The 20108-nt window shown below is 55.2% G+C and carries 16 protein-coding genes and 1 tRNA gene; 10 read left to right on the top strand and 7 right to left on the bottom strand.

What is annotated here, in order from left to right:
- Positions 1-65: 65 nt before the first annotated feature.
- Positions 66-575 (bottom strand): 2-amino-4-hydroxy-6-hydroxymethyldihydropteridine diphosphokinase, encoded by a 510-nt coding sequence (folK, locus tag D3Z90_RS02080; protein ID WP_136474206.1) that lies wholly within the window; start codon positions 573-575, stop codon positions 66-68.
- Positions 566-919, bottom strand: coding sequence for a dihydroneopterin aldolase (gene folB, locus D3Z90_RS02075; protein ID WP_136474205.1), 354 nt, complete (start codon positions 917-919; stop codon positions 566-568). The genes folK and folB overlap by 10 nt, the downstream gene beginning before the upstream one ends.
- Positions 920-993: 74 nt before the next feature.
- On the opposite strand from folB, the gene plsY reads away from it, so the two are divergent.
- On the top strand, positions 994-1563 hold the full coding sequence (gene plsY / locus D3Z90_RS02070) for a glycerol-3-phosphate 1-O-acyltransferase PlsY (RefSeq protein WP_136474204.1): 570 nt from the start codon (positions 994-996) through the stop codon (positions 1561-1563).
- A gap of 23 nt (positions 1564-1586) precedes the next feature.
- Here plsY and tsaD read toward each other — a convergent pair whose 3' ends face one another.
- Positions 1587-2612 carry a tRNA (adenosine(37)-N6)-threonylcarbamoyltransferase complex transferase subunit TsaD gene (gene tsaD, locus D3Z90_RS02065; RefSeq protein ID WP_136474203.1) on the bottom strand — a complete coding sequence of 342 codons (1026 nt, stop codon included), beginning with the start codon at positions 2610-2612 and terminating at the stop codon, positions 1587-1589.
- A gap of 202 nt (positions 2613-2814) precedes the next feature.
- Between tsaD and rpsU the strand changes: the two genes are divergently transcribed.
- The 5 genes from rpsU (at position 2815) to D3Z90_RS02040 (ending at position 11180) form a co-directional block, all read left to right on the top strand.
- Entirely contained in the window at positions 2815-3030 is a 216-nt protein-coding gene (gene rpsU / locus D3Z90_RS02060) for a 30S ribosomal protein S21 (protein ID WP_002551877.1), read from the top strand.
- 303 nt (positions 3031-3333) lie between these two features.
- Positions 3334-5304, top strand: coding sequence for a DNA primase (dnaG, locus tag D3Z90_RS02055; protein WP_136474202.1), 1971 nt, complete (start codon positions 3334-3336; stop codon positions 5302-5304).
- A 67-nt stretch (positions 5305-5371) separates the two neighbouring features.
- Positions 5372-7219, top strand: a complete 1848-nt coding sequence (gene rpoD / locus D3Z90_RS02050) for an RNA polymerase sigma factor RpoD (RefSeq protein WP_136474201.1) — start codon at positions 5372-5374, stop codon at positions 7217-7219.
- Positions 7220-7346: 127 nt separating this feature from the next.
- Positions 7347-11090 carry an EAL domain-containing protein gene (locus D3Z90_RS02045; protein WP_136474200.1) on the top strand — a complete coding sequence of 1248 codons (3744 nt, stop codon included), beginning with the start codon at positions 7347-7349 and terminating at the stop codon, positions 11088-11090.
- 13 nt (positions 11091-11103) lie between these two features.
- A tRNA-Ile gene (locus tag D3Z90_RS02040) sits at positions 11104-11180 on the top strand.
- A gap of 285 nt (positions 11181-11465) precedes the next feature.
- Here D3Z90_RS02040 and D3Z90_RS02035 read toward each other — a convergent pair.
- Positions 11466-12098 carry a tyrosine-type recombinase/integrase gene (locus D3Z90_RS02035; protein WP_256658309.1) on the bottom strand — a complete coding sequence of 211 codons (633 nt, stop codon included), beginning with the start codon at positions 12096-12098 and terminating at the stop codon, positions 11466-11468.
- A gap of 40 nt (positions 12099-12138) precedes the next feature.
- Between D3Z90_RS02035 and D3Z90_RS02030 the strand changes: the two genes are divergently transcribed.
- Positions 12139-12942: a hypothetical protein gene (locus D3Z90_RS02030; protein WP_256658308.1), complete on the top strand. Its 804-nt coding sequence runs from the start codon at positions 12139-12141 to the stop codon at positions 12940-12942.
- 17 nt (positions 12943-12959) lie between these two features.
- On the opposite strand, the gene D3Z90_RS02025 is transcribed toward D3Z90_RS02030, so the two are convergent.
- The gene (locus D3Z90_RS02025; protein ID WP_136474197.1) at positions 12960-13580 is read right to left on the bottom strand and encodes a hypothetical protein; all 621 of its coding nucleotides are present in this window, start codon (positions 13578-13580) and stop codon (positions 12960-12962) included.
- Between the two features lie 12 nt (positions 13581-13592).
- Complete coding sequence (locus D3Z90_RS02020; protein ID WP_136474196.1) at positions 13593-15374, bottom strand: DUF4209 domain-containing protein; 1782 nt, start codon at positions 15372-15374, stop codon at positions 13593-13595.
- Positions 15375-15964: 590 nt separating this feature from the next.
- Here D3Z90_RS02020 and D3Z90_RS02015 point away from each other — a divergent pair.
- Positions 15965-16591 carry a hypothetical protein gene (locus D3Z90_RS02015; RefSeq protein ID WP_136474195.1) on the top strand — a complete coding sequence of 209 codons (627 nt, stop codon included), beginning with the start codon at positions 15965-15967 and terminating at the stop codon, positions 16589-16591.
- Between the two features lie 616 nt (positions 16592-17207).
- Positions 17208-18128, top strand: coding sequence for a glycosyltransferase (locus D3Z90_RS02010; protein WP_136474194.1), 921 nt, complete (start codon positions 17208-17210; stop codon positions 18126-18128).
- On the opposite strand, the gene D3Z90_RS02005 is transcribed toward D3Z90_RS02010, so the two are convergent.
- Positions 18088-19290, bottom strand: a complete 1203-nt coding sequence (locus D3Z90_RS02005) for an O-antigen ligase family protein (RefSeq protein ID WP_136474193.1) — start codon at positions 19288-19290, stop codon at positions 18088-18090. The genes D3Z90_RS02010 and D3Z90_RS02005 overlap by 41 nt on opposite strands.
- A gap of 189 nt (positions 19291-19479) precedes the next feature.
- Here D3Z90_RS02005 and D3Z90_RS02000 point away from each other — a divergent pair, with 189 nt between their 5' ends.
- Complete coding sequence (locus tag D3Z90_RS02000; protein WP_136474192.1) at positions 19480-19938, top strand: Lrp/AsnC family transcriptional regulator; 459 nt, start codon at positions 19480-19482, stop codon at positions 19936-19938.
- Positions 19939-20108: the final 170 nt, after the last annotated feature.

Below are 20108 nucleotides of genomic sequence, written 5' to 3'. Positions count from 1 at the left end.
CAAGTCAAGCTCCCCCCTGCTCACGGCATGACCGTTAGGAGCGGTCTTGTCCTGCGATAGCCACGTCAGAGGCTGGTCAGTTGCTGCCCACGCCACTCAAACGGCACCGGTGCCAGCACCTGATCAATCCTTGCCTCATTCCACAGTTGCCCCATGGTTTTCCCGGCACCCGGATGCCACAACTCCGGCGCAATCAATGCCAGCGGCCAGAGTACGAAAGCATTCTTGAGAATTTCGGCGCGCGGCAGCAGCAAACCATCGAAACTGCCATGCATGTCGTTGTACATCAGCACGTCGATATCCAGCGGCAAGCCTTTGCGATCCGGCGCATAACGGCCATTATCCGCCTCGATGAACTTGAGCCGGCGATCCAGTTCCATCAGCGGCAAATCAGTAAGTCCGGTGACTACCAAATTGATAAATGGACCACTCTTGATCCCGACAGCCTGGCTTTCGAAAACCGGCGAACAGCGCATGTCCTGGAGAAAACCAGCCAGGGCGTCGAGCCCCGCACACAGATTCCGCTCACGCTCGACATTGCTGCCAAGACCAAGGTAAACCCGGTTCAGAGACATCCGCGCTCGATCTCCACGCCGACTCCTGTGGCTGCCGAAACGGCACCAGGTTTGGTCAACTTGAGCTGCAACCAGGGAATCTGGAACTCACTCATCAGCAGCGCGGCAAGGCGCTCGGCGAACGTCTCGACCAACTGAAACTCCGCCTGCTCGGCAAACGCCTGAATACGTGCGGTAACACTGGCGTAGTCCAGCGCCAGGGTCAGATCGTCTCCGGCTGCAGCCGGACGGTTGTCCCAGGCAAAACGCAGGTCCAGACGCAGGCACTGGCGAATACCACGCTCCCAGTCATAGGCACCAATAACGGTGTCGACTTCCAGGCCCTCGATGAACACTCTGTCCAAGCACTTCTCTCCACTGCACGACAAGGGCGACTTGCGCCGCTAGAATCAGGGCGTCCTCGCCCGGAATAGTTAGCATGTTTTGGTTACTGGCGCTGCTCGCCTACCTGCTTGGCTCGCTGTCCTTTGCCATTCTCCTGAGTCGCCTCAATGGCAGTCCGGACCCTCGCATGAGCGGTTCTGGCAATGCCGGGGCAACCAACATGCTGCGCCTGGCCGGCCGCAAGCTCGCGGTCCTGACCCTGCTTGGCGATTTGTGCAAGGGCGTATTGCCCGTGCTAATTGCCAATTATGCCGGCCTTGATCTGCAACAACAGGCCTGGATTGGCTTGTGTGCGGTCATCGGCCATTTGTTTCCGGTGTACTTCTGCTTTCGTGGCGGCAAAGGTGTAGCCACAGCCGCCGGCCTCCTTCTGGGCCTGTACCCGCCAGCAGCGCTATTGGCTGTGAGCGCTTGGCTGCTGACGTTCTACCTGACCCGTACCAGCTCCCTGGCCGCGCTGATCGCCACACCGCTGACGCTACCATTGCTGGCCTGGCGCGAACCTGAGGCGCTCTTGCCAATCAGTGTGCTGACGGTACTGATTGTCTGGCGACACCGCGGCAATTTACGCGACCTTTTTGCCGGCCGCGAACGGCATTTCTGAATCATCTGCATGAGCGAGGCTCATCACAGCGGCGCCAACTGCTCCATTGGCCAACGTGCCTGCACGCTGATAGCAAGGCTTTCCTGCTGCCCCGCCGCCAGTCGCTGGCAACCGGCATAGGCGATCATTGCGCCATTATCGGTGCAAAACTGCGGGCGAGCGTAGTACACATTGCCCTTGAGGCTGGCGAGCATCTCCTCCAACGAAGTACGCAGCGCTTTGTTGGCGCTCACCCCACCTGCGATCACCAGACGCTTGAGTCCGGTCTGTTTCAAAGCACGCTTGCACTTGATGGTCAAAGTTTCCACCACCGCCTGCTGGAAGGCCAGCGCCACGTCGCAACGGGTTTGCTCGCCGTCGTCTCCAGCCTTCTGGCACTGCTGCCAGGTATTGAGGGCAAACGTCTTCAGGCCGCTGAAGCTGAAGTCCAGGCCCGGACGATCGGTCATCGGCCGTGGAAAAACAAAGCGTCCCGGCACACCTCGAGTGGCCAGCAGGGCGATTTCCGGGCCGCCCGGATAGTTCAGTCCCATCAACTTGGCAGTCTTGTCGAACGCTTCGCCTGCCGCGTCATCCAAGGTCTCGCCCAGCAACTCGTATTGACCTATGCCATCCACACGCACCAACTGTGTGTGCCCACCGGACACCAGCAACGCGACGAACGGGAACTCAGGCGGCTGCTCCTCGAGCATCGGCGCAAGCAAATGGCCTTCCATGTGGTGTACGCCCAACGCCGGGATACCCCAGGCGAAAGCCAAGGCCTGGGCACACGAAGCGCCGACCAGCAACGCGCCTACCAACCCCGGACCTGCGGTATAGGCAATGGCATCGATTTCGGTGGCGACACAGTCGGCTTCGGCCAGCACCTGGCGGATCAACGGCAGCATACGCTTGACGTGATCGCGCGAGGCGAGCTCCGGCACCACGCCGCCATAGGCACGGTGCAAGTCGATTTGACTGAACAATGCATCGGCCAAAAGACCGCGTTCACTGTCGTATAATGCGACGCCGGTTTCGTCGCAGGATGTTTCTAATCCCAGTACTAGCATGGGTCTGCGCCTTGTTTAGGCTGAATTCGAAGGCGCGCATGATAGTCCCCACTCCCGATGCCGACCAGCGGTTTTCGATCAGAGGCTTTGCATTCCTGCTGGCTAAGGGTTAACATCCGCAACCCTTAAAAACCGACGTTCTCCAGTGCACAGTTTTGCCACGAGTTCGTTGACCCCCGGTAATGAATGAAGGTAGCTCTGGATGCCAGCCGTCAAAGTTAAAGAGAATGAACCCTTCGACGTAGCTCTGCGTCGTTTCAAGCGCTCCTGCGAAAAAGCCGGTGTTCTGGCTGAAGTTCGTAGCCGCGAATTTTACGAGAAGCCGACTTCTGAGCGTAAGCGCAAAGCAGCAGCCGCTGTTAAACGTCACGCCAAGAAAGTTCAGCGCGAACAGCGCCGCGCCGTTCGCCTGTACTAATACAGACGTCCGTCGCAAGCTTCTGCCTCGCCCGGCCTTCAAGCCGGGCTGCTGGCAGTAGTTGTTTTATCCTCAGGTCTGAGCGCCCGAGGCGTCCCATTGCCCTGCAATGTGACAACCTGCCTGAATCGTCAGAACTGGTTTTATACCAGCTGTGCGCGTCGGTACTGACGAGCCTTAACCGGCTGCAGACGAGCACGTCTTTCCGAATTTTGTGTTTACCCATTCGACATCGCTCGAACGCGAAGCCGTCCCTGCAGCATTAGCGATTACACTTGCTTATCGCCTGATGATGAGAGCGCCATGGCCGGGCTGATTCCCCAAAGTTTCATCGACGACCTCCTCAACCGCACCGACATCGTCGACGTGGTGAGCTCGCGCGTGCAACTGAAAAAAGCAGGCAAAAACCTCACAGCCTGTTGCCCGTTCCACAAGGAAAAAACCCCGTCGTTCAGCGTGAGCCCCGACAAGCAGTTTTATTACTGCTTCGGCTGCGGCGCGGGGGGCAATGCCTTGGGCTTCATCATGGACCACGACAACCTGGACTTCCCCCAGGCCGTCGAGGAACTGGCCAAGGCCGCCGGCATGGAAGTACCTCGCGAAGAAGGTGGTCGCGGGCACAAGCCTCGGCAACCCACCGACTCTCCGCTTTATCCGCTGCTGGAAGCGGCTGGCGAATTTTATCGTCAGGCCTTGAAAAGCCACCCGACACGCCGCTCAGCCGTGGAGTACCTCAAAGGCCGCGGGCTGTCCGGCGAGATCGCTCGAGATTTCGGTCTGGGCTACGCCCCGCCAGGCTGGGATAACCTGTTCAAGCACTTGAGCAGCGACACACTACAACAAAAGGCCATGATCGATGCCGGCCTGCTGATCGAGAACGCTGAGTCAGGCAAGCGCTACGACCGCTTCCGTGACCGGGTCATGTTTCCGATTCGCGACAGTCGTGGCCGGGTTATCGCATTTGGTGGTCGGGTGCTCGGCGACGACAAGCCCAAGTACCTGAACTCCCCGGAAACACCCGTGTTTCACAAAGGCCAAGAGCTGTATGGCCTGTACGAGGCACGAAAATTCAACCGCAACCTCGATGAAATCATCGTGGTCGAAGGCTACATGGACGTTATCGCCCTGGCCCAGCAAGGCCTGCGCAATGCGGTAGCAACACTCGGCACAGCCACAAGCGAAGAACACCTCAAGCGTCTTTTTCGCGTTGTGCCCAGCGTGCTGTTCTGCTTCGACGGCGATCAGGCAGGGCGCAATGCTGCCTGGCGCGCCCTGGAAGCCACCCTCTCGAGTTTGCAGGACGGTCGCAAAGCACGCTTTTTGTTCCTGCCCGAGGGCGAAGACCCAGACACCCTTATTCGCGCGGAAGGCACCGATGCGTTTCGCGCTCGAATCAACCAGCATGCCCAGCCCTTGGCCGACTACTTTTTCCAGCAGTTGACCGAAGAAGCCGACCCTCGCTCACTTGAGGGCAAGGCGCACATGGCAACGCTGGCAGCACCGTTGATCGAAAAAGTGCCGGGGGCCAACCTACGCGCATTGATGCGCAATCGGCTCAAGGAAATCACCGGCCTGGATAATCACCAGGTCGAGCAACTGAGTCACAGCGCTCCTGCCGAAGCGCCGCCAAGCTACGACCCTGGCATCGATTACGATGCCATTCCCGACTACAACCCCGACTACGGCGACTTCCACCAGCCCGACTACACGCCAGTGCAACAACAGTGGACGCCAAGCAAGGGAGGCAAGAAGAAGTGGGAAGGCAAGCCATGGGACAAAAAAGGCAAGCCGTGGGAGCGTAACGGCCAACGCCAGGATGCACCACCGCGCGTACCAACCTCGGTAGAACCTCCGACCTTGAGCGCCCTGCGCACCTTGCTACACCACCCGCAGCTAGCCAAAAAGGTCGAGGATGCTGGCCATTTCGCAGCGGAAGAACATGTCTACGCCCAACTGCTGGTGGCCTTGCTGGAGGCGTTGCAAAAGAATCCTGAGCTACGCTCACTACAGCTGATTGCACGCTGGCACGGCACTGAACAAGGCCGCTTGCTACGCGCACTGGCTGAAAAGGAATGGCTAATCGATGCCGACAACCTTGAACAACAGTTTTTCGACACTATAACTAGCTTGTCAGCTCGCCAACGCGAGCGAAGCCTGGAACATCTGCTCAGGAAAGCACGTCAAAGTGAGTTGAGCGCAGAGGAAAAAAATCAGCTGCGCGACCTGTTAAGCCGGAATGTTCACGCACAAACCCCGACCTCAACTGGCGCGTGAGGTCCTAGCTCGGGTATAATCCTCGGCTTGTTTTTTGCCCGCCAAGACCTTCAGTGGATAGGGTGTTATGTCCGGAAAAGCGCAACAGCAGTCTCGCATCAAAGAGTTGATCACCCGCGGTCGTGAGCAGGGCTACCTGACTTACGCGGAGGTCAACGACCATCTGCCAGAGGATATTTCAGATCCGGAGCAGGTGGAAGACATCATCCGCATGATCAACGACATGGGGATCAACGTATTCGAGAGTGCTCCGGATGCGGATGCCCTTTTGTTGGCCGAAGCCGACACTGACGAAGCCGCAGCTGAAGAAGCTGCTGCTGCGTTGGCGGCTGTGGAAACCGATATTGGTCGTACGACCGACCCGGTCCGCATGTACATGCGTGAAATGGGAACCGTCGAGCTTCTGACCCGTGAAGGCGAAATCGAAATCGCCAAGCGTATCGAAGAAGGTATTCGCGAGGTCATGGGAGCTATCTCCCATTTCCCGGGTACTGTCGACTACATCCTCAGCGAATACGATCGAGTAACCGCCGAAGGCGGTCGCCTGTCTGACGTTCTCAGTGGCTACATCGACCCGGACGACGGCATTGCCCCTCCGGCCGAAGTTCCGCCGCCTGTCGATCCGAAAGCTCCGGCCAAGGCCGAGAGTGACGACGAAGACGAAGAGAAAGAAGAAGCCGAGGAAGAGGAAGAAGCCGAAAGCGGTCCCGATCCAGTCATTGCCCAGCAGCGCTTCGGTGCCGTTCAGGAGCAACTGAACGCCACCCTCAAAGTGTTGAAGAAGAACGGTCGCCAGCACAAGGACAGCATCAAGGCGATGCTTGAACTGGCTGAGCTGTTCATGCCGATCAAGCTGGTGCCAAAGCAGTTCGAAGTATTGGTCGAGCGTGTTCGCAGTGCTCTTGATCGTCTGCGCCAGCAAGAACGCGCGATCATGCAACTGTGTGTACGTGATGCACGTATGCCTCGTGCCGACTTCCTGCGCCTGTTCCCAAGCAACGAAACGGACCAGACCTGGAGCGGTGATCTTTCCAAGCGCAGCACCAAGTGGGCTGCAGCGCTGGGCGAGAAAAACGATGCCATCGTCGCTTGCCAGCAGAAGCTGATCGACCTGGAGAACGAAACCGGCCTGACTATCGCCGAGATCAAGGACATTAACCGTCGCATGTCGATCGGTGAAGCCAAGGCTCGTCGTGCGAAGAAAGAAATGGTCGAGGCCAACCTTCGTCTGGTTATCTCCATCGCCAAGAAGTACACCAACCGCGGTCTGCAATTCCTCGATCTGATCCAGGAAGGCAACATCGGTTTGATGAAGGCAGTGGACAAGTTCGAATACCGTCGCGGTTACAAGTTCTCGACCTATGCCACCTGGTGGATTCGTCAAGCGATCACCCGTTCGATCGCCGACCAGGCTCGCACCATCCGTATTCCGGTGCACATGATCGAGACGATCAACAAGCTCAACCGTATCTCCCGGCAGATGCTGCAGGAAATGGGCCGTGAACCGACCCCGGAAGAGCTGGGTGAGCGCATGGAAATGCCTGAGGACAAGATCCGCAAGGTATTGAAGATCGCCAAAGAGCCGATCTCCATGGAAACCCCGATCGGTGACGACGAAGATTCGCACTTGGGTGACTTCATCGAAGACTCGACCATGCAGTCGCCAATCGATGTAGCCACGGTTGAAAGCCTCAAGGAAGCGACTCGTGACGTGCTCTCCGGTCTGACCGCACGCGAAGCCAAAGTGCTGCGCATGCGTTTCGGTATCGACATGAACACCGATCACACCCTCGAAGAGGTCGGCAAACAGTTCGACGTGACCCGTGAACGGATCCGTCAAATTGAAGCCAAGGCGCTGCGCAAGCTGCGCCACCCGACGCGAAGCGAGCATTTGCGCTCCTTCCTCGACGAGTGATGACAAACCCCGGCCCAGTCCGGGGTTTTTCTTTTGTGCAAACCACTCTTTTTCATCCCCTCGCCACACCCTATCGTAGAAATGCCCGTCTACACTCGAATCAGTTCACCTGTGTGACGAGGCCGATATGCCCAAAATGCCGGCCCTTCTGTTGGTGTTCCAACTGATTTGGAGCACAACGGCCGGCGCCTTGACCCTGACAGAGGAAGAAAAAGCCTGGCTCAGCGCCCACCCTCAGCTGCGCCTAGGCGTCGACGCATCCTGGCCACCGTTTGAATACCGCGACCAGGAGGGTCGCTACCAGGGATTGGCTGCCGACTACATTGCTCTGTTTCAAGAGCGGCTGGACATAACCTTCAAGTTGGTCGAGCCGGCCACCTGGACGGCTGTGCTGGAACAGGCCAAACAGAACAAACTGGATCTGCTCCCCGGCATCATGTCGACACCGGAACGCCAGAATTTCCTGGCCTTCACCCGTCCCTACCTGGATTTCCCAATCGTCATTCTGGCCCATAAGGGTGGCCCACAGCCGCGCAAACTCAACGACCTCTATGGGCTGAAAGTGGCCGTTGTAGAAAACTATGCCCCCCATGAATTGCTGCGCAGCCATCATCCCGACCTGAACCTGGTCGCGATGCCTAACGTCAATTCCGCACTGCAGGCCCTGGCCATCGATGAAGTGGATGCCGTTGTTGGCGATCTGGCATCAAGTATCTGGAGCTTGCGCCAGCTCAAGCTCGATGGGCTGTATGTAAGCGGCGACACCTCTTACCGATATCAATTGGCTATGGCGGTACCTCGAGAACAGAAAATCCTCGTCGGTATCCTCGATAAAGTCATGGCAGACATGAGTGCGGGTGAAGTCAGCGATATTCAGGAGCGATGGGTTGGCAAGGTGCTCGACCATCGGACCTTCTGGACTGACTTATTGATCTACGGACTACCCGGCATCTTGTTGCTGGTCGCCCTGTTGCTGGCGGTGATTCGGGTCAATCGGCGGTTGAGCTCCGAAATTTCCCGACGTATCGCCCTGGAGCAGGAGTTGCGCAGCAGCGAATACCATTATCGGGGCCTTATCGAAAGCCTGTCGGCAATCGCCTGGGAAGCTGACGCCAATGACTTCAAGTACAGCTACGTCTCACCCCACGCGGAGGATCTGCTTGGGTATCCGCTGGGCCAATGGCTACGTCCGGGCTTCTGGCGCAGCATCATTCATCCCGACGATGCACTTTGGGCGCAGGCCTACTGCGACACTGAAACTGCTGCCGGACGCGACCACAGCCTCGAATACAGGGTCATTCGTGCCGACGGCCGTAGCCTTTGGGTGCGCGACATCGTCAGCCTGATCGAGCATGGACACAAGCCAGTAATGCGCGGGCTGATGATTGATATCAGCGAAACCAAGAACGCCGAAGATGCCCTGCGTCTCTCCGAGCAGAAATTTGCCTCCGTTTTCCAGCAGTGCCCGGACATCCTTTTGATTGCCCGCCTCAGCGACGGCTGCTTGCTGGAGGTCAATGAAGCATTTGAAGAGCAAATCGGCCTGAGTGCAGCAGAGGTAATCGGGCGTACAACCACGGACCTGAACATTTGGGGGACCAATGGCATCGGCCCCGGGCTACTGCTGCGCTTGCAGTCAGGTAGCATCCGCAACCTGGAAACGCTGTTCCGTCGCAGCAACGGCCAGCTGTTCACCGGCCTGATATCGGCAGAAACGTTCGAGCTCGACAGCACACCTGCGCTGGTGGTGGCCGTGCGTGATATCAGTCAGCTCAAGGAAACCCAGGAGCAGCTGCAAACCTCCGAAGAAAAATTTGCCAAGGCATTCCACGCATCGCCCGATGGCCTGCTGCTCTCGCGCCAACGTGACGGCATGCTGCTCGAGGTAAACGACGGATTTTGCCGCCTGACCGGTTTCGACAGTCGCATGTCGCTGGATCACACTTCCCTGGACCTGGGTATATGGGTAGACCTCAACGAACGTCGCCGGCTGCTGGAACTGCTGAAAAAAGACGGCTTCGTGCGGGATTTCAGTTGTCATATCCGACGCAGTGACGGGCAGATCCGCCTGTGTGAACTATCTGCCCGCCCCTTACCGATCGGCAGTGAAGACTGCATGCTGACCATCGCCCGGGACATCACCGAGCGCCACCTGATGCAGGAAAAACTGCAACTGGCCGCAACGGTGTTCGAGAACACTGCTGAGGGTGTGCTGATCACCGACACCGACCAGCACATCAGCGCCGTGAACAGGGCCTTCAGCGAAATAACCGGGTACAGCGAGTTCGAAGCCCTGGGGCAAACGCCACGCCTGCTCGCCTCGGGCCAACACGACAGCGCGTTTTACGTGTCGATGTGGCACCAGTTGACCGCTGAAGGGCATTGGCAAGGCGAAATCCAGAACCGCCGCAAAAATGGCGAGCTGTACCCTAGCTGGCTGACTATCAGTGCCGTGCGCAACAACGAGCGGGTCATCACCCATTTCGTCGCGGTATTTGCCGACATCTCGAGCCTCAAGCATGCCCAGGCGAAACTCGACTACCAGGCGCACCATGATCCGCTGACCGGATTGCCAAACCGCACCCTGTTCGAAAGCCGACTGCAAGCCGCCCTTACCTGCGCGCAGACCTCCAAACGCCAGGGAGCCGTATTGTTCCTCGACCTGGACCGCTTCAAACACATCAACGACAGCCTGGGCCATCCCGTCGGTGACCTGCTGCTAAAAGGTATTGCCCAGCGCCTGAAAGAACAGGTTCGAGACATCGACACCGTGGCCCGACTGGGCGGTGACGAGTTCATCATTCTCTTGCCCGGTCTGCATCAACCTAGCGATGCAAGCCACATTGCCAACAAGTTGCTGGCCTGCTTCAGCGCTCCTTTCCAGGCCGGCGAACACGAGTTTTTTACCAGCGCCAGCATCGGCACCAGCCTCTACCCGCAGGACGGCAGCGACGTTGCTTCTCTGATCCGCAACGCCGACGCAGCGATGTATCGATCCAAAGCCAAGGGGCGCAATAGGGTGGAATCCTACACCCGCGACCTGACCGCCCAGGCCAGTGAACGCATCGCCCTGGAGCATGAACTGCGCCGGGCAATCGAGCGTAACGAGCTGAGCCTAAACTTCCAACCAAAGTTCAGCCTGAAAACTCAGAGTCTTGTTGGCGCCGAAGCACTGATTCGCTGGACCCATCCGCTGTTTGGTGAAGTCCCGCCTGAGCACTTCATCGCCCTGGCCGAAGAAAACGGCATGATCCTGCAATTGGGAGATTGGGTCCTGGAAAAAGCCTGCCAGCAGATGCAGGCCTGGAAAAAACATTACCTGCCGTTCGGCCCCTTGTCGGTCAACCTCGCCGGCGCCCAACTTCGCCAACCAAGCCTGATCAAGCGTATCGAGCAACTGTTGAAGACCCATCAACTCAAAGCCGGCGACCTGCAACTGGAGATCACCGAAAACTTCATCATGAGCCAGGCTGAAGAAGCCTTGGCCATCCTCCATCAACTCAAACACCTGGGCGTACAACTGGCCATTGATGACTTCGGCACAGGCTACTCCTCCCTGAGTTACCTCAAGCGCCTGCCGCTGGACATCCTCAAGATCGACCAGTCGTTCATTCGCGGGCTACCAGATGACCCCCACGATGCCGCCATCGCCCGAGCCATCATCGCCCTGGGACGCAGCATGCAATTGACCATCATCGCCGAAGGCGTCGAGAACCTGGCCCAGCAACGATTCCTCACCGCCGAAGGCTGCGAACAGATCCAGGGCTACATCATCAGCCTGCCATTAGCAGCCGACGAATTCGCCACAACGTTTCTTCGTATAGCAGTTTCGGATCTTTCGGATGGCACAGCCCGCAAACCCTCGTTATAATCCGCGACCACTGGGGCCTATAGCTCAGTTGGTTAGAGCAGAGGACTCATAATCCTTTGGTCCACGGTTCAAGTCCGTGTGGGCCCACCAAACAGAAAGCCGCGCATTGCGCGGCTTTCACGTTTCTGACTGTCGCTTCATGGACGTTTCAAAACATTAAACTGTCCACAAAATGTCCACTCCTTCACAGAGACAAAAGAAAATCTCGCAGATCTTGACCTGGGATAGGGTTCAAATAGATCGAAGTGCCGCTCTTCAAGTGAATGACAGCACCTTGCAGCCAATCATTGCTGTAGGGGTTCAACGTCGTAATGTGGTCGATGTTAATAACGTGTTTTTGTTCGTTTCTATCTACGATCGAGACAAACTTGCTCATCAGGAGCCTCTCTGCTGATTGGAAAGTGGATTCAGATTCACTACGTCAGCCAAGTGACCTGGGCTGAAATGTGCGTATTTCTGAGTCATCGCAAGGGTGGCGTGACCTAGCACCCGCTGCAAGGTGAGGATATCACCACCGTTCGTCATGTAATGACTCGCAAAAGTATGCCGTAACACATGCGTTAGCTGGCCTGCGGGCAGATCCAGTTCAATAGCATCGACAGCCCGGCGGAAAGTCTCGTAGCTGTCTTTGAATGGAAGCGCTTGTTGAAGGCGTTTTTCCAGATCAGGGGCCACTGGTACCGAGCGATTTTTACTCGACTTAGTTTTGCTGTAGTGCACAAGCCCCTTGCGGACTTGACGCGGCTGCAGCTTCTCAGCTTCCCCCCAACGCGCACCGGTGGCCAAACAAACCTCCGAGATCAGACGAGCATCGCCCCCCAGCTCCTGGAGCTTGTCCAACAGGAGGCCGATTTGATCCGAAAGGAGGTACACCATCTCAACCTCATCGAACTTCAACCCCCGCACATTCGCTAACGGATTCGGTGCGTGCCACTCCCCTAACCGCTCCAGTTCGTTGAACACCGCCCTCAGATAGGCCAGCTCATGATTGAGCATATTGGCGCTCACAGGCCGGCCTGGTTGCCCCGCTTTCGTGTATCGCGAGTGCATGCCTGCAGCACGCTCGGCCCGGTACGTTGCAAAGTGGGATGCGTTGAACGCCGAGGCCTTCGGGTTGCCCATACGCTCGACCATCAACAACAGCAGATCCCGCCTTGAATCACCTGTCTTGAGCGTTTGTGGCCTGCCGCACAAGCCTTTCATTCAGCAGATTCTGCCGCACGGGCTGAGTCTGCCCCGGGTGCCGAAAGGCGATCAGGTCTGGCAGCACAGTGAGGCCTGCCAGCAACGTGTCGACGCCGACGGTAACTGGCTCCGCCAGACTGATGGAAAGATTCAAGATAAGGCGATCGAGCGAGAGGTGGAGGCCATGAACAACACCGAGCGCTTCCAGAGCCACACCAGGAACGTGGACGACCATTCGACCGAGTCAGTGGGTGGGGTGAAGAAGATCGAGGCTCTGGGAGCACTCAAGCTGCTTTCCGGGGGATCGGCCAGCCTGGCTGCTGTGGACGATCTGCACCAGGCCACAGGCCGCGACTTCAACCTGGTGGTCGGCCAGAAGCACAACGCAACAGTCGGCGGGGATATGCAGGAGCAGATCCAGGGCCTGCGCCGCAGCGTGGTCAAAATCAGTCAGCAGCTCCAGGCACCTAAGACTTGGATAGGGTCCGAGGGAGTGAATTTATTGAAGGTCGTGTGTGATCTTCTCGACTTGGTGCAACAGATGAATGCACAGCTCGCTGGCCACACACATGGACCTACGCCAACTCCTAATAATTCTAGTTATTTTAGTACAGCATCAACCCAGACCCAAGTACTTGGAATTACACTTAAAGAAATCACCTTATAGGCATTATAAAGTCCAGCTCACTCATACGAGTTAGACTTGTTATATATATCGATTTGCTCATCGTCAAACCCTAGGTTTTTGAGTAAATCCGGCACCTCACCCCGAGAGGGTTCTTTATAGAATAAATCACAAACCCCAACGCAATACGCGCTAGCCTCTAAAGTCTCCAGCGCTGCCATAAACATCGGAACACCTGCCTCGGAGGCAATAAGCTTCTCCGATAAGTGTTCCACTTTCTTGGTGTGAGAGAGCAACTCCTTCAGATAATACCTTTCATTTACAGAGTACTTTAAAGCTACCTGAGGGAAAAATTCTTTTAGCAAGGGCGCCTTGTATCCAGGTGGTAGTCGAGTGCTACTGGGCTTCCCTCCCTTGTAAATGGAGAGAATTACATTCATGCTTTCAGACGCGCAAACTTCAAATAAATTTCTGAGCCGATGAACCTCCTCATCAACGCATATTATCTTTTTAGCGTTTGAGGTCTTGTCTTTAATTTTGTCACGAATCACGTTAATAACAAAACCCACGACCACACCAATCAGCGCCCCACCGTAAGGCAAAAGCATCTCAAACGTGCTTTTCTTCTGTTTGATTAGCTCTACATAAGAAAGGCACTGAGCGAATTCCAGAACATCCACTTTCAATTGCTCCTAGTTATTTATCGATCGAAATTCAGGGAATTGAGAGAACAAGTTTTCACCGTATCGACGAAGCCAATATTTATAATAGGGGAATGTTACTATCCTAAGCGTGATCCACCACAGAACTACAGCCGCATCATCATTCATTTGATAACTGGAAATTGAGCCATGAGATACTGAGTGCCTCAGGCCTCCGTAAACCCTGTCAATTAAAACCGCTCTCAATGTATATAGGATGTCAGGGCCGAATGCACTTATGATTTTTGGGTGGTCCAGTAAGAATTTTATGCCATCTCTTTCTTGGTCGCCATTACCGTGCAGTGTTGTGGGTTCCGCGTCTAGCTGTTCCAAGCAGTATCTTAATGAGTTTTCAATTTGCGGTATGAGTAGATGACTGGATATTAAGAAGTCACCCTGCAGTCCTGCAGTGAGCCCTCGAGCAAAAAAGTCTATGTGATCTCGAGGGACGAAAGGATTGTTTTCCAGGAGAGGCATCCATGCTTCTTTATCAAAATAAAATGTATTTGCAATTTCCTCCATAGCTGGAAGTATTGAAGAGTGGACCATAGACCTGTGTTCAAGTCTGAGTGCTTGCATTAAGAAACTTTCAAGAGCGGCATTATCCTCACCTTCGCCAAGGCCAGGAGTTCTCGCGATGGTTAGACCGTCTGAGTCTATATGGTCTGCCCCCAAATCAGCAAAAATACTATTCTCAATATTTTCTTGTACAACCTTCTTCAGCTTATTTATCTGAATCGGATTTGTTACCGCCAAAGCCAACCGAAAAATACTGTCTTGAAAATCGAGACCTTGAACCATTTTTTCGGCTGCTTTTACCCTATCTGAAATGTCACCAGAGGAAAAAGTCACAGTCTTCATTTGATGCTTCAGTTCGCGCTGATGCGTTCGCATTTTGACGTACAAATCTTCCTGCTTTTCTCGGGTGCCCGGGATATTTCTAAGAGCGTCAATAGACGCCTTAAGGCACCCAGCTGCTAGTAAGCTTGGATGGTGCTCCGCTTCTTTTTCATGGCACAAGGCAATTGCTTCAATTGCTTTATATTCTTTTTGTTTGTCATTCATTGCTACAGCGCAGGCCTGAGAGGCCTCAAGCAATGAGACAGCCCGTCTGAATTGCTTATCAGCAACTAACTCATTAGACAAGTCGAATGCGGTTTCGTATAAAAAATTATCATCTTTTATTCCAAACTCTGCGGCAAGCCGTATAAGTGCCACCGGATACTCGACCAAATCTTTTTTCTCAAGTAGCCATATCGCGAACTCATTTACCAGACTTGCATTTTTTGCACCGCCGCGACGCAATGAATAATTTAATCGAAGTGCGCGCTCAAGCCGTGTTACTGCCGAAAACTTCTCACCCTTTGAATCAAGATTTCTAGCAGAATCAATATAGGATGCTACTGCTATGTGTGCCTGCTCAATGCCTCCAGCTTTCTCGCACCAGACATAATCGCTTAGCCTTGCCCTGAGTTCGCTATTCACTATGTTGGATGTTATCGATGACATGCAGAAAACCTGAGTTCTGCTGGCGTTTCCAATGCAAAAACTTGCACCCTCCCCGAATCTAATCATAGGGTTAAACGGCGTTCTCGGACTAGAAGGCTTCAGCATCATGGACGTTATTAGCTTGAGAAGCTGCCCAGCAGCTCCAGTCTCAACATGGGCAAGCATTGAGTAAACTGCCGTGCAATCGTCTGCCTCAATGAGGCTTGGGTCATTTGCCACAGCGAGCAGCTCAAGTGGTGAGACTTCTAAGTTATTAGTATCCATTAATGGCCCATCTAGTCTTACGCGAAGGTGTGCTGACAAAACTGCCATGGGTAAGAAAAATTTGCATGAAAAATCACTTATCCCCCTCCCGCCGACGTGCTCTGCGTTCGATTTTTGTGCAAACCGACTAAGTAGTGCAAACCGGGCCCCAGCCCAGGCCAGCTACGGGGTTTATGAGGCGCTCGGCAGTTGCACGGTATGCAAAGTTTTGCAAAGAAATGTAGAGGCCTTGCACTAGACCGAGAGCGAGCCAAGTCGGGAGTGGATTGCTGGAGGCCCCGGTTCACAAGGCATCATGCCCAGAAAAACATGGCAGCGGAGGGTTTTCAAATTATGAGCGGGTCACATCAGGTGTGGTATTTGGTTCAATAGGAAGGGCCGCCATAACGGCTGTGAGTCAAGACAGCCGGGGCTTCCCCAGCATTTCACTCACTTCACAAGCTAGCCAAAATTTAAAGCTTCGAACCGCAGCATGCTGAGTGTTTGAAAAACACCGGAAAGGGAGGTGAGGTTCGTGCAATATCGTCACAACCTACCATGAGCACCAGCGAATTTTGCGTCACTCGGAACCAAGCTAGGGGATAGACGAAATGTGGGAGTTTTTTGCTTCGGATATGGGGAAAGTCGCGTTAGGGGGCCTGATCGCCATTTCCGGCCAGCTCATAGTGTTCATATTGGGATGGATAAAGGAGTCACTTCTTTCGTGGAAAAAGCGAGAAATCGAAGCTCAGCACCTTAGTATTCGATTGGTGCTCGCGCTGGAAAAGCTGGTGGGTGACTGCTACAACGCGGTAAACGACCCACTCTATACAGATGAAAATGGGTACACCCGCAGCTCGGTCCCAAACCCGGAATTCGCACTTCCTGAAGGCGGTGACTATCGAGCGCTGCCAACCCAACTTATGTACGACATCATGTCGATGCCAAATCGGCTCGAGGGAATCAAAGAAGGATTGGCATCTGCTCGGGAGAACGCTTCCCCTCCGGACTATGACGAATACCACCTCTACCGACGCGAGACACTTTCCACGCTCGGTTTAAAAGCTATAGCGCAGATAGAGTCTCTTTGCGCGACGTACAAGATTCCCCTCCCTGAACGGCCCAGTTTTTACGACCCAAAGCAAGGCCTCCGCGATCAACTCGCAAGAATTGAAGAATTCCATAAAAGGAATTTGCAATCTTGGCAATCCATCATAGGTAGCTCTGAAAGCCCCTAGGGGGGATAGAGAATGTCCACAAAACGTCCACACCCTCTAGAAAATTAACGGGATATAAGCCCATATATTCCTTTAAAAACGGGCTGACCTGGCCATCCCTCTGTGCTTTCCTGGCTTGAGTTTGGACTCATAATCCTTTGGTCCACGGTTCGAGTCCGTGTGGGCCCACCAGTTTCAAAGCCGCGCACCGCGCGGCTTTTTTATGCCCGTAAGAAATATTCCGCCGCTCCCAGTTTAGGCGCCTCTCGAATCGTCCCGGATTCGTCTTACAAGCACATGAAAAGTGCGACGCACGCATTGCTAACTCGTTGATTCAAGACATCTTTCAATGAAGCAATTGGCCATCAGCGCCACGGATGGCTGATATCCCGGTAGAATGCCTTTCGCGTGCCTGCGATCTGCCAATGCAGCAGGGACCATGCGTTCACAGCACAGTAGTTTTGGTGACAGGGGACTCCATGGAGGTCGCCAGAACGACGATTGCAAGACACGTGCGGTACACGTGCAATCCATTAGCTAAGATCAAGATGAGGGCTCGTACGCTTGAGCGCGCCCTCTGCAGATGTGAGCTGCGAAGTACTCATGCGGTACGGTACAAACTTAGGGGTTTTTGTTTATGTCTGCTCAGCGTCACGATGCTACTGATTCGCCGTTGGTGACAGTGATCATCGCGTCCTACAATCATGCGCGATATATCGAAACGTGCATTAATAGCGTTATCAACCAGACTTATAAGAATATAGAGCTGCTGGTCATCGACGATGGTTCCAAGGACGACAGCCAGGCAATTTTGCAGCGACTGCAAGCGCAGCACGGTTTCGATTTGAAGTTGCAGGCCAACCAAGGCCTGGCTCGCACCCTGAATGATGCCATTGAACGCGCGCGCGGTGAGCTGATCGTGCCATTCGGTTCCGACGACATTATGTTCCCCCATCGCATCGCCACCCAGGTCGAGTACATGCGTGGCAAGCCTGAGGTGGGAATCTGCTCGGCCAACATCGAGACCATCGACCAGGATGGCAAGGTGATGGGCCCCCGCGAACAGCGTAAGCGCAATCTGCCCTTTCGCCGCCTGGATTTCGATGATCTGTTTCTCGACCGCAAGCCTGGGCCAATGGCTGCAACGTTGATGCTGCGTCGTGAAGCCTTGGATAAAGTGGGCGGTTTCAATGCCAATATCCGCCTGGAAGACGTCTACATCGAGCTGGCAATCACCCGCGCCGGTTACTTTATCGACGTGCTCGGCGAGGTGCTGGCTCAATACCGTGACCACCCGAGCAATACCTTCAAGAACGGCCGCTTCATGGTGGATAACGTACTACGGACATATGAGGTGTTCTGCGATCATCCACGCTATGAGTGGGTGTGCATGAACTTTCGTAACTCCATGCTGCTCAAGTACGCCAACCGCGATAAGGCCCTTGCCCGAGAGATCCTGGCGGAAATCCCGGTCAAGTTCTGGAACAAGAAAACCTTCCGCGGTATGTGGCGACTGATCAGCTCAGCGAAGATGCGCGGTCACGCTTCCAGTAAATGAGCGATTGCCCGTAAACCATTGCCAGCGGCAACCAGATCAAGAACCAATGTTCTTTAGGGCGTGACATGAAGGCGCTGCCTTCAGTCAGGCCCGAAGCAAAACCGAACACCAGCCAGGTGGCCGCCAGGGTAACGGTTGGATGCTTTCGATAGATCCAGCTGAAATACATCGCCAGGCCATATAGCGTCATCCACAGCACCAATCCTACGATACCGCCCGCGTACAACACCCCCAACTCAATGTTGTGGGGATCGGAAAGCTTGCGTATTCCGGGAATGGCCACCGTCATGGGGCTGTCGTATCCATGGCCCAGCCATGGGTGCTCGCCAATCTGGCGCAACGCATCCATCCAAATGGCCGGGCGGTAGGAGATGCCGCGCTGAGTGATCGCTTCAGGGTGAAGAATCGCAACGCCCACCAAAGTCAGCGCCGCCAACCCCAGCGCAATCATCCCGCGGCGTCGATCGCCGACGATCAGCAACCAGATCAGCGCCCCCGCAAGACCAACCAAGGGTGTCCGTGAGCCAGTGGCAAGGATCGCGGCGCCTAGCAGCGCCAGGCAAATAATCGGCAAAGGACTCAGTGGGCTCCGCGCCTGAAACCACGAAGCCAGCCAGAATGCGGCGAATGCCCCAAAGACGTGACCGGTGAGGAGCGGGTTGTAGAGCGCGCCGTACCCAGTCAGTCGGTAACGAAAGATGGAGGGGGTGTTGAAGGCGAAATACAGAAGCGAAAGCCCCGCAGCCACAGCAGCGATGATAGCTGCCAGGCGTGTGAGCTGCCCAAGGCGCTCAGGAGTACGCAGGGCGATGATGCCTGCGGCAAACATCAGCATGGCAATGTACAGCGGGCGCTTGAGCAAGCTGCCGACCGAATTCTCGGTATCGGACCAGGCAAGACTCAGCATGGTGTAGGCGCTGAAGGTCAGGAAAGCAATAAATAAAGGGTTGCTCGTGAGGGGCTTGAGCAAGCGCGGACGCAGGATCAAGGCCAGCAGAGTTGGAAAGGCGAGAAAGATATAAAAGGATTTATGGTAGTGCGGGCGCTCCCAGGCCCAGAACATTCCTGTCAGCGTGACAAGCCAGCCAAGCGGCAGCAAGTAGCTGATGATTAGATTCCCCAAGCGTTGGGGGGTGGATTGAGTCAATACATCCGTTGACATGAAGCGTGCTCGTCAAGTTGAGAGGCTAGATTGTATGTGCTGAGCGAATTTGTAGCGAGGCTGAAGCCGCACAAGCCTGCTCCAGCGCAGTTGTTCACCGCGCGGGAAGCTTGCCGGGTAGCATGGGGTGTGGATAGGCTAACGGGTTTACCTCGTCCGCCACGCTACGCGCCAACCCAGAGAATACCCATGTCCGACAGTCGCCCCATCGCCCTCGATGAAATCGACCGCCAACTGATTTCGCTCTTGCAGATCAACGCCCGCGAAAGCGTTGCCATGCTTGCCCGGCAGTTGGGCATTGCCCGCACGACAGTCACCTCGCGCCTGGCGCGGCTGGAGAAAACCAAAGTTATCAGCGGCTATGGTGTGCGCCTTGGGCAGCGCTTGATTGATGGCGGGTTACAAGCCTATGTCGGGATCAAGGTGCAGCCGCGCTCGGGCAAGGAAGTGGTACGCCGCCTTGGTGCCATGGGGCAAGTGCAGCAGCTCTGTGCAGTGAGTGGTGAGTTTGATTATGTGGCCTGGCTGCGCAGTGATTCGCCGGAACAACTGGATCAGTTGCTTGATCAGATCGGCAGCGTCGAGGGTGTGGAGAAGACCACTACTTCGATCATTCTCAGTAGCAAGGTGGATCGTGGCTGGAACTGATCACGGGGCCAGCCCGTCCCCAGCGCAGACGTCATTATGACGATGACTGGAGACAAATAGACGATTTGGCGAGCAAATAGACGACACTCTGCTTCTTAATTACGTAACTCACACGCTCTAAACTGACCGCCAGCGTTTTCTATACTCAAGCTTCGCGTGCAGCGCAGCCC

Source organism: Pseudomonas sp. DG56-2, assembly GCF_004803755.1.
Taxonomy (GTDB): Bacteria; Pseudomonadota; Gammaproteobacteria; order Pseudomonadales; family Pseudomonadaceae; genus Aquipseudomonas; species Aquipseudomonas auratipiscis.
This window is presented reverse-complemented; position numbering and strand designations above follow the sequence as displayed.

What these genes read in the sequence shown, in the direction of transcription:
- folK (WP_136474206.1), bottom strand. Translation starts at nt 575, where the DNA reads ATGTCTCTGAACCGGGTTTACCTTGGTCTTGGCAGCAATGTCGAGCGT.
- plsY (WP_136474204.1), top strand. Translation starts at nt 994, where the DNA reads ATGTTTTGGTTACTGGCGCTGCTCGCCTACCTGCTTGGCTCGCTGTCC.
- tsaD (WP_136474203.1), bottom strand. Translation starts at nt 2,612, where the DNA reads ATGCTAGTACTGGGATTAGAAACATCCTGCGACGAAACCGGCGTCGCA.
- rpsU (WP_002551877.1), top strand. Translation starts at nt 2,815, where the DNA reads ATGCCAGCCGTCAAAGTTAAAGAGAATGAACCCTTCGACGTAGCTCTG.
- dnaG (WP_136474202.1), top strand. Translation starts at nt 3,334, where the DNA reads ATGGCCGGGCTGATTCCCCAAAGTTTCATCGACGACCTCCTCAACCGC.
- rpoD (WP_136474201.1), top strand. Translation starts at nt 5,372, where the DNA reads ATGTCCGGAAAAGCGCAACAGCAGTCTCGCATCAAAGAGTTGATCACC.
- D3Z90_RS02045 (WP_136474200.1), top strand. Translation starts at nt 7,347, where the DNA reads ATGCCCAAAATGCCGGCCCTTCTGTTGGTGTTCCAACTGATTTGGAGC.
- D3Z90_RS02030 (WP_256658308.1), top strand. Translation starts at nt 12,139, where the DNA reads ATGCCTGCAGCACGCTCGGCCCGGTACGTTGCAAAGTGGGATGCGTTG.
- D3Z90_RS02020 (WP_136474196.1), bottom strand. Translation starts at nt 15,374, where the DNA reads ATGGATACTAATAACTTAGAAGTCTCACCACTTGAGCTGCTCGCTGTG.
- D3Z90_RS02015 (WP_136474195.1), top strand. Translation starts at nt 15,965, where the DNA reads ATGTGGGAGTTTTTTGCTTCGGATATGGGGAAAGTCGCGTTAGGGGGC.
- D3Z90_RS02010 (WP_136474194.1), top strand. Translation starts at nt 17,208, where the DNA reads ATGTCTGCTCAGCGTCACGATGCTACTGATTCGCCGTTGGTGACAGTG.
- D3Z90_RS02005 (WP_136474193.1), bottom strand. Translation starts at nt 19,290, where the DNA reads ATGTCAACGGATGTATTGACTCAATCCACCCCCCAACGCTTGGGGAAT.
- D3Z90_RS02000 (WP_136474192.1), top strand. Translation starts at nt 19,480, where the DNA reads ATGTCCGACAGTCGCCCCATCGCCCTCGATGAAATCGACCGCCAACTG.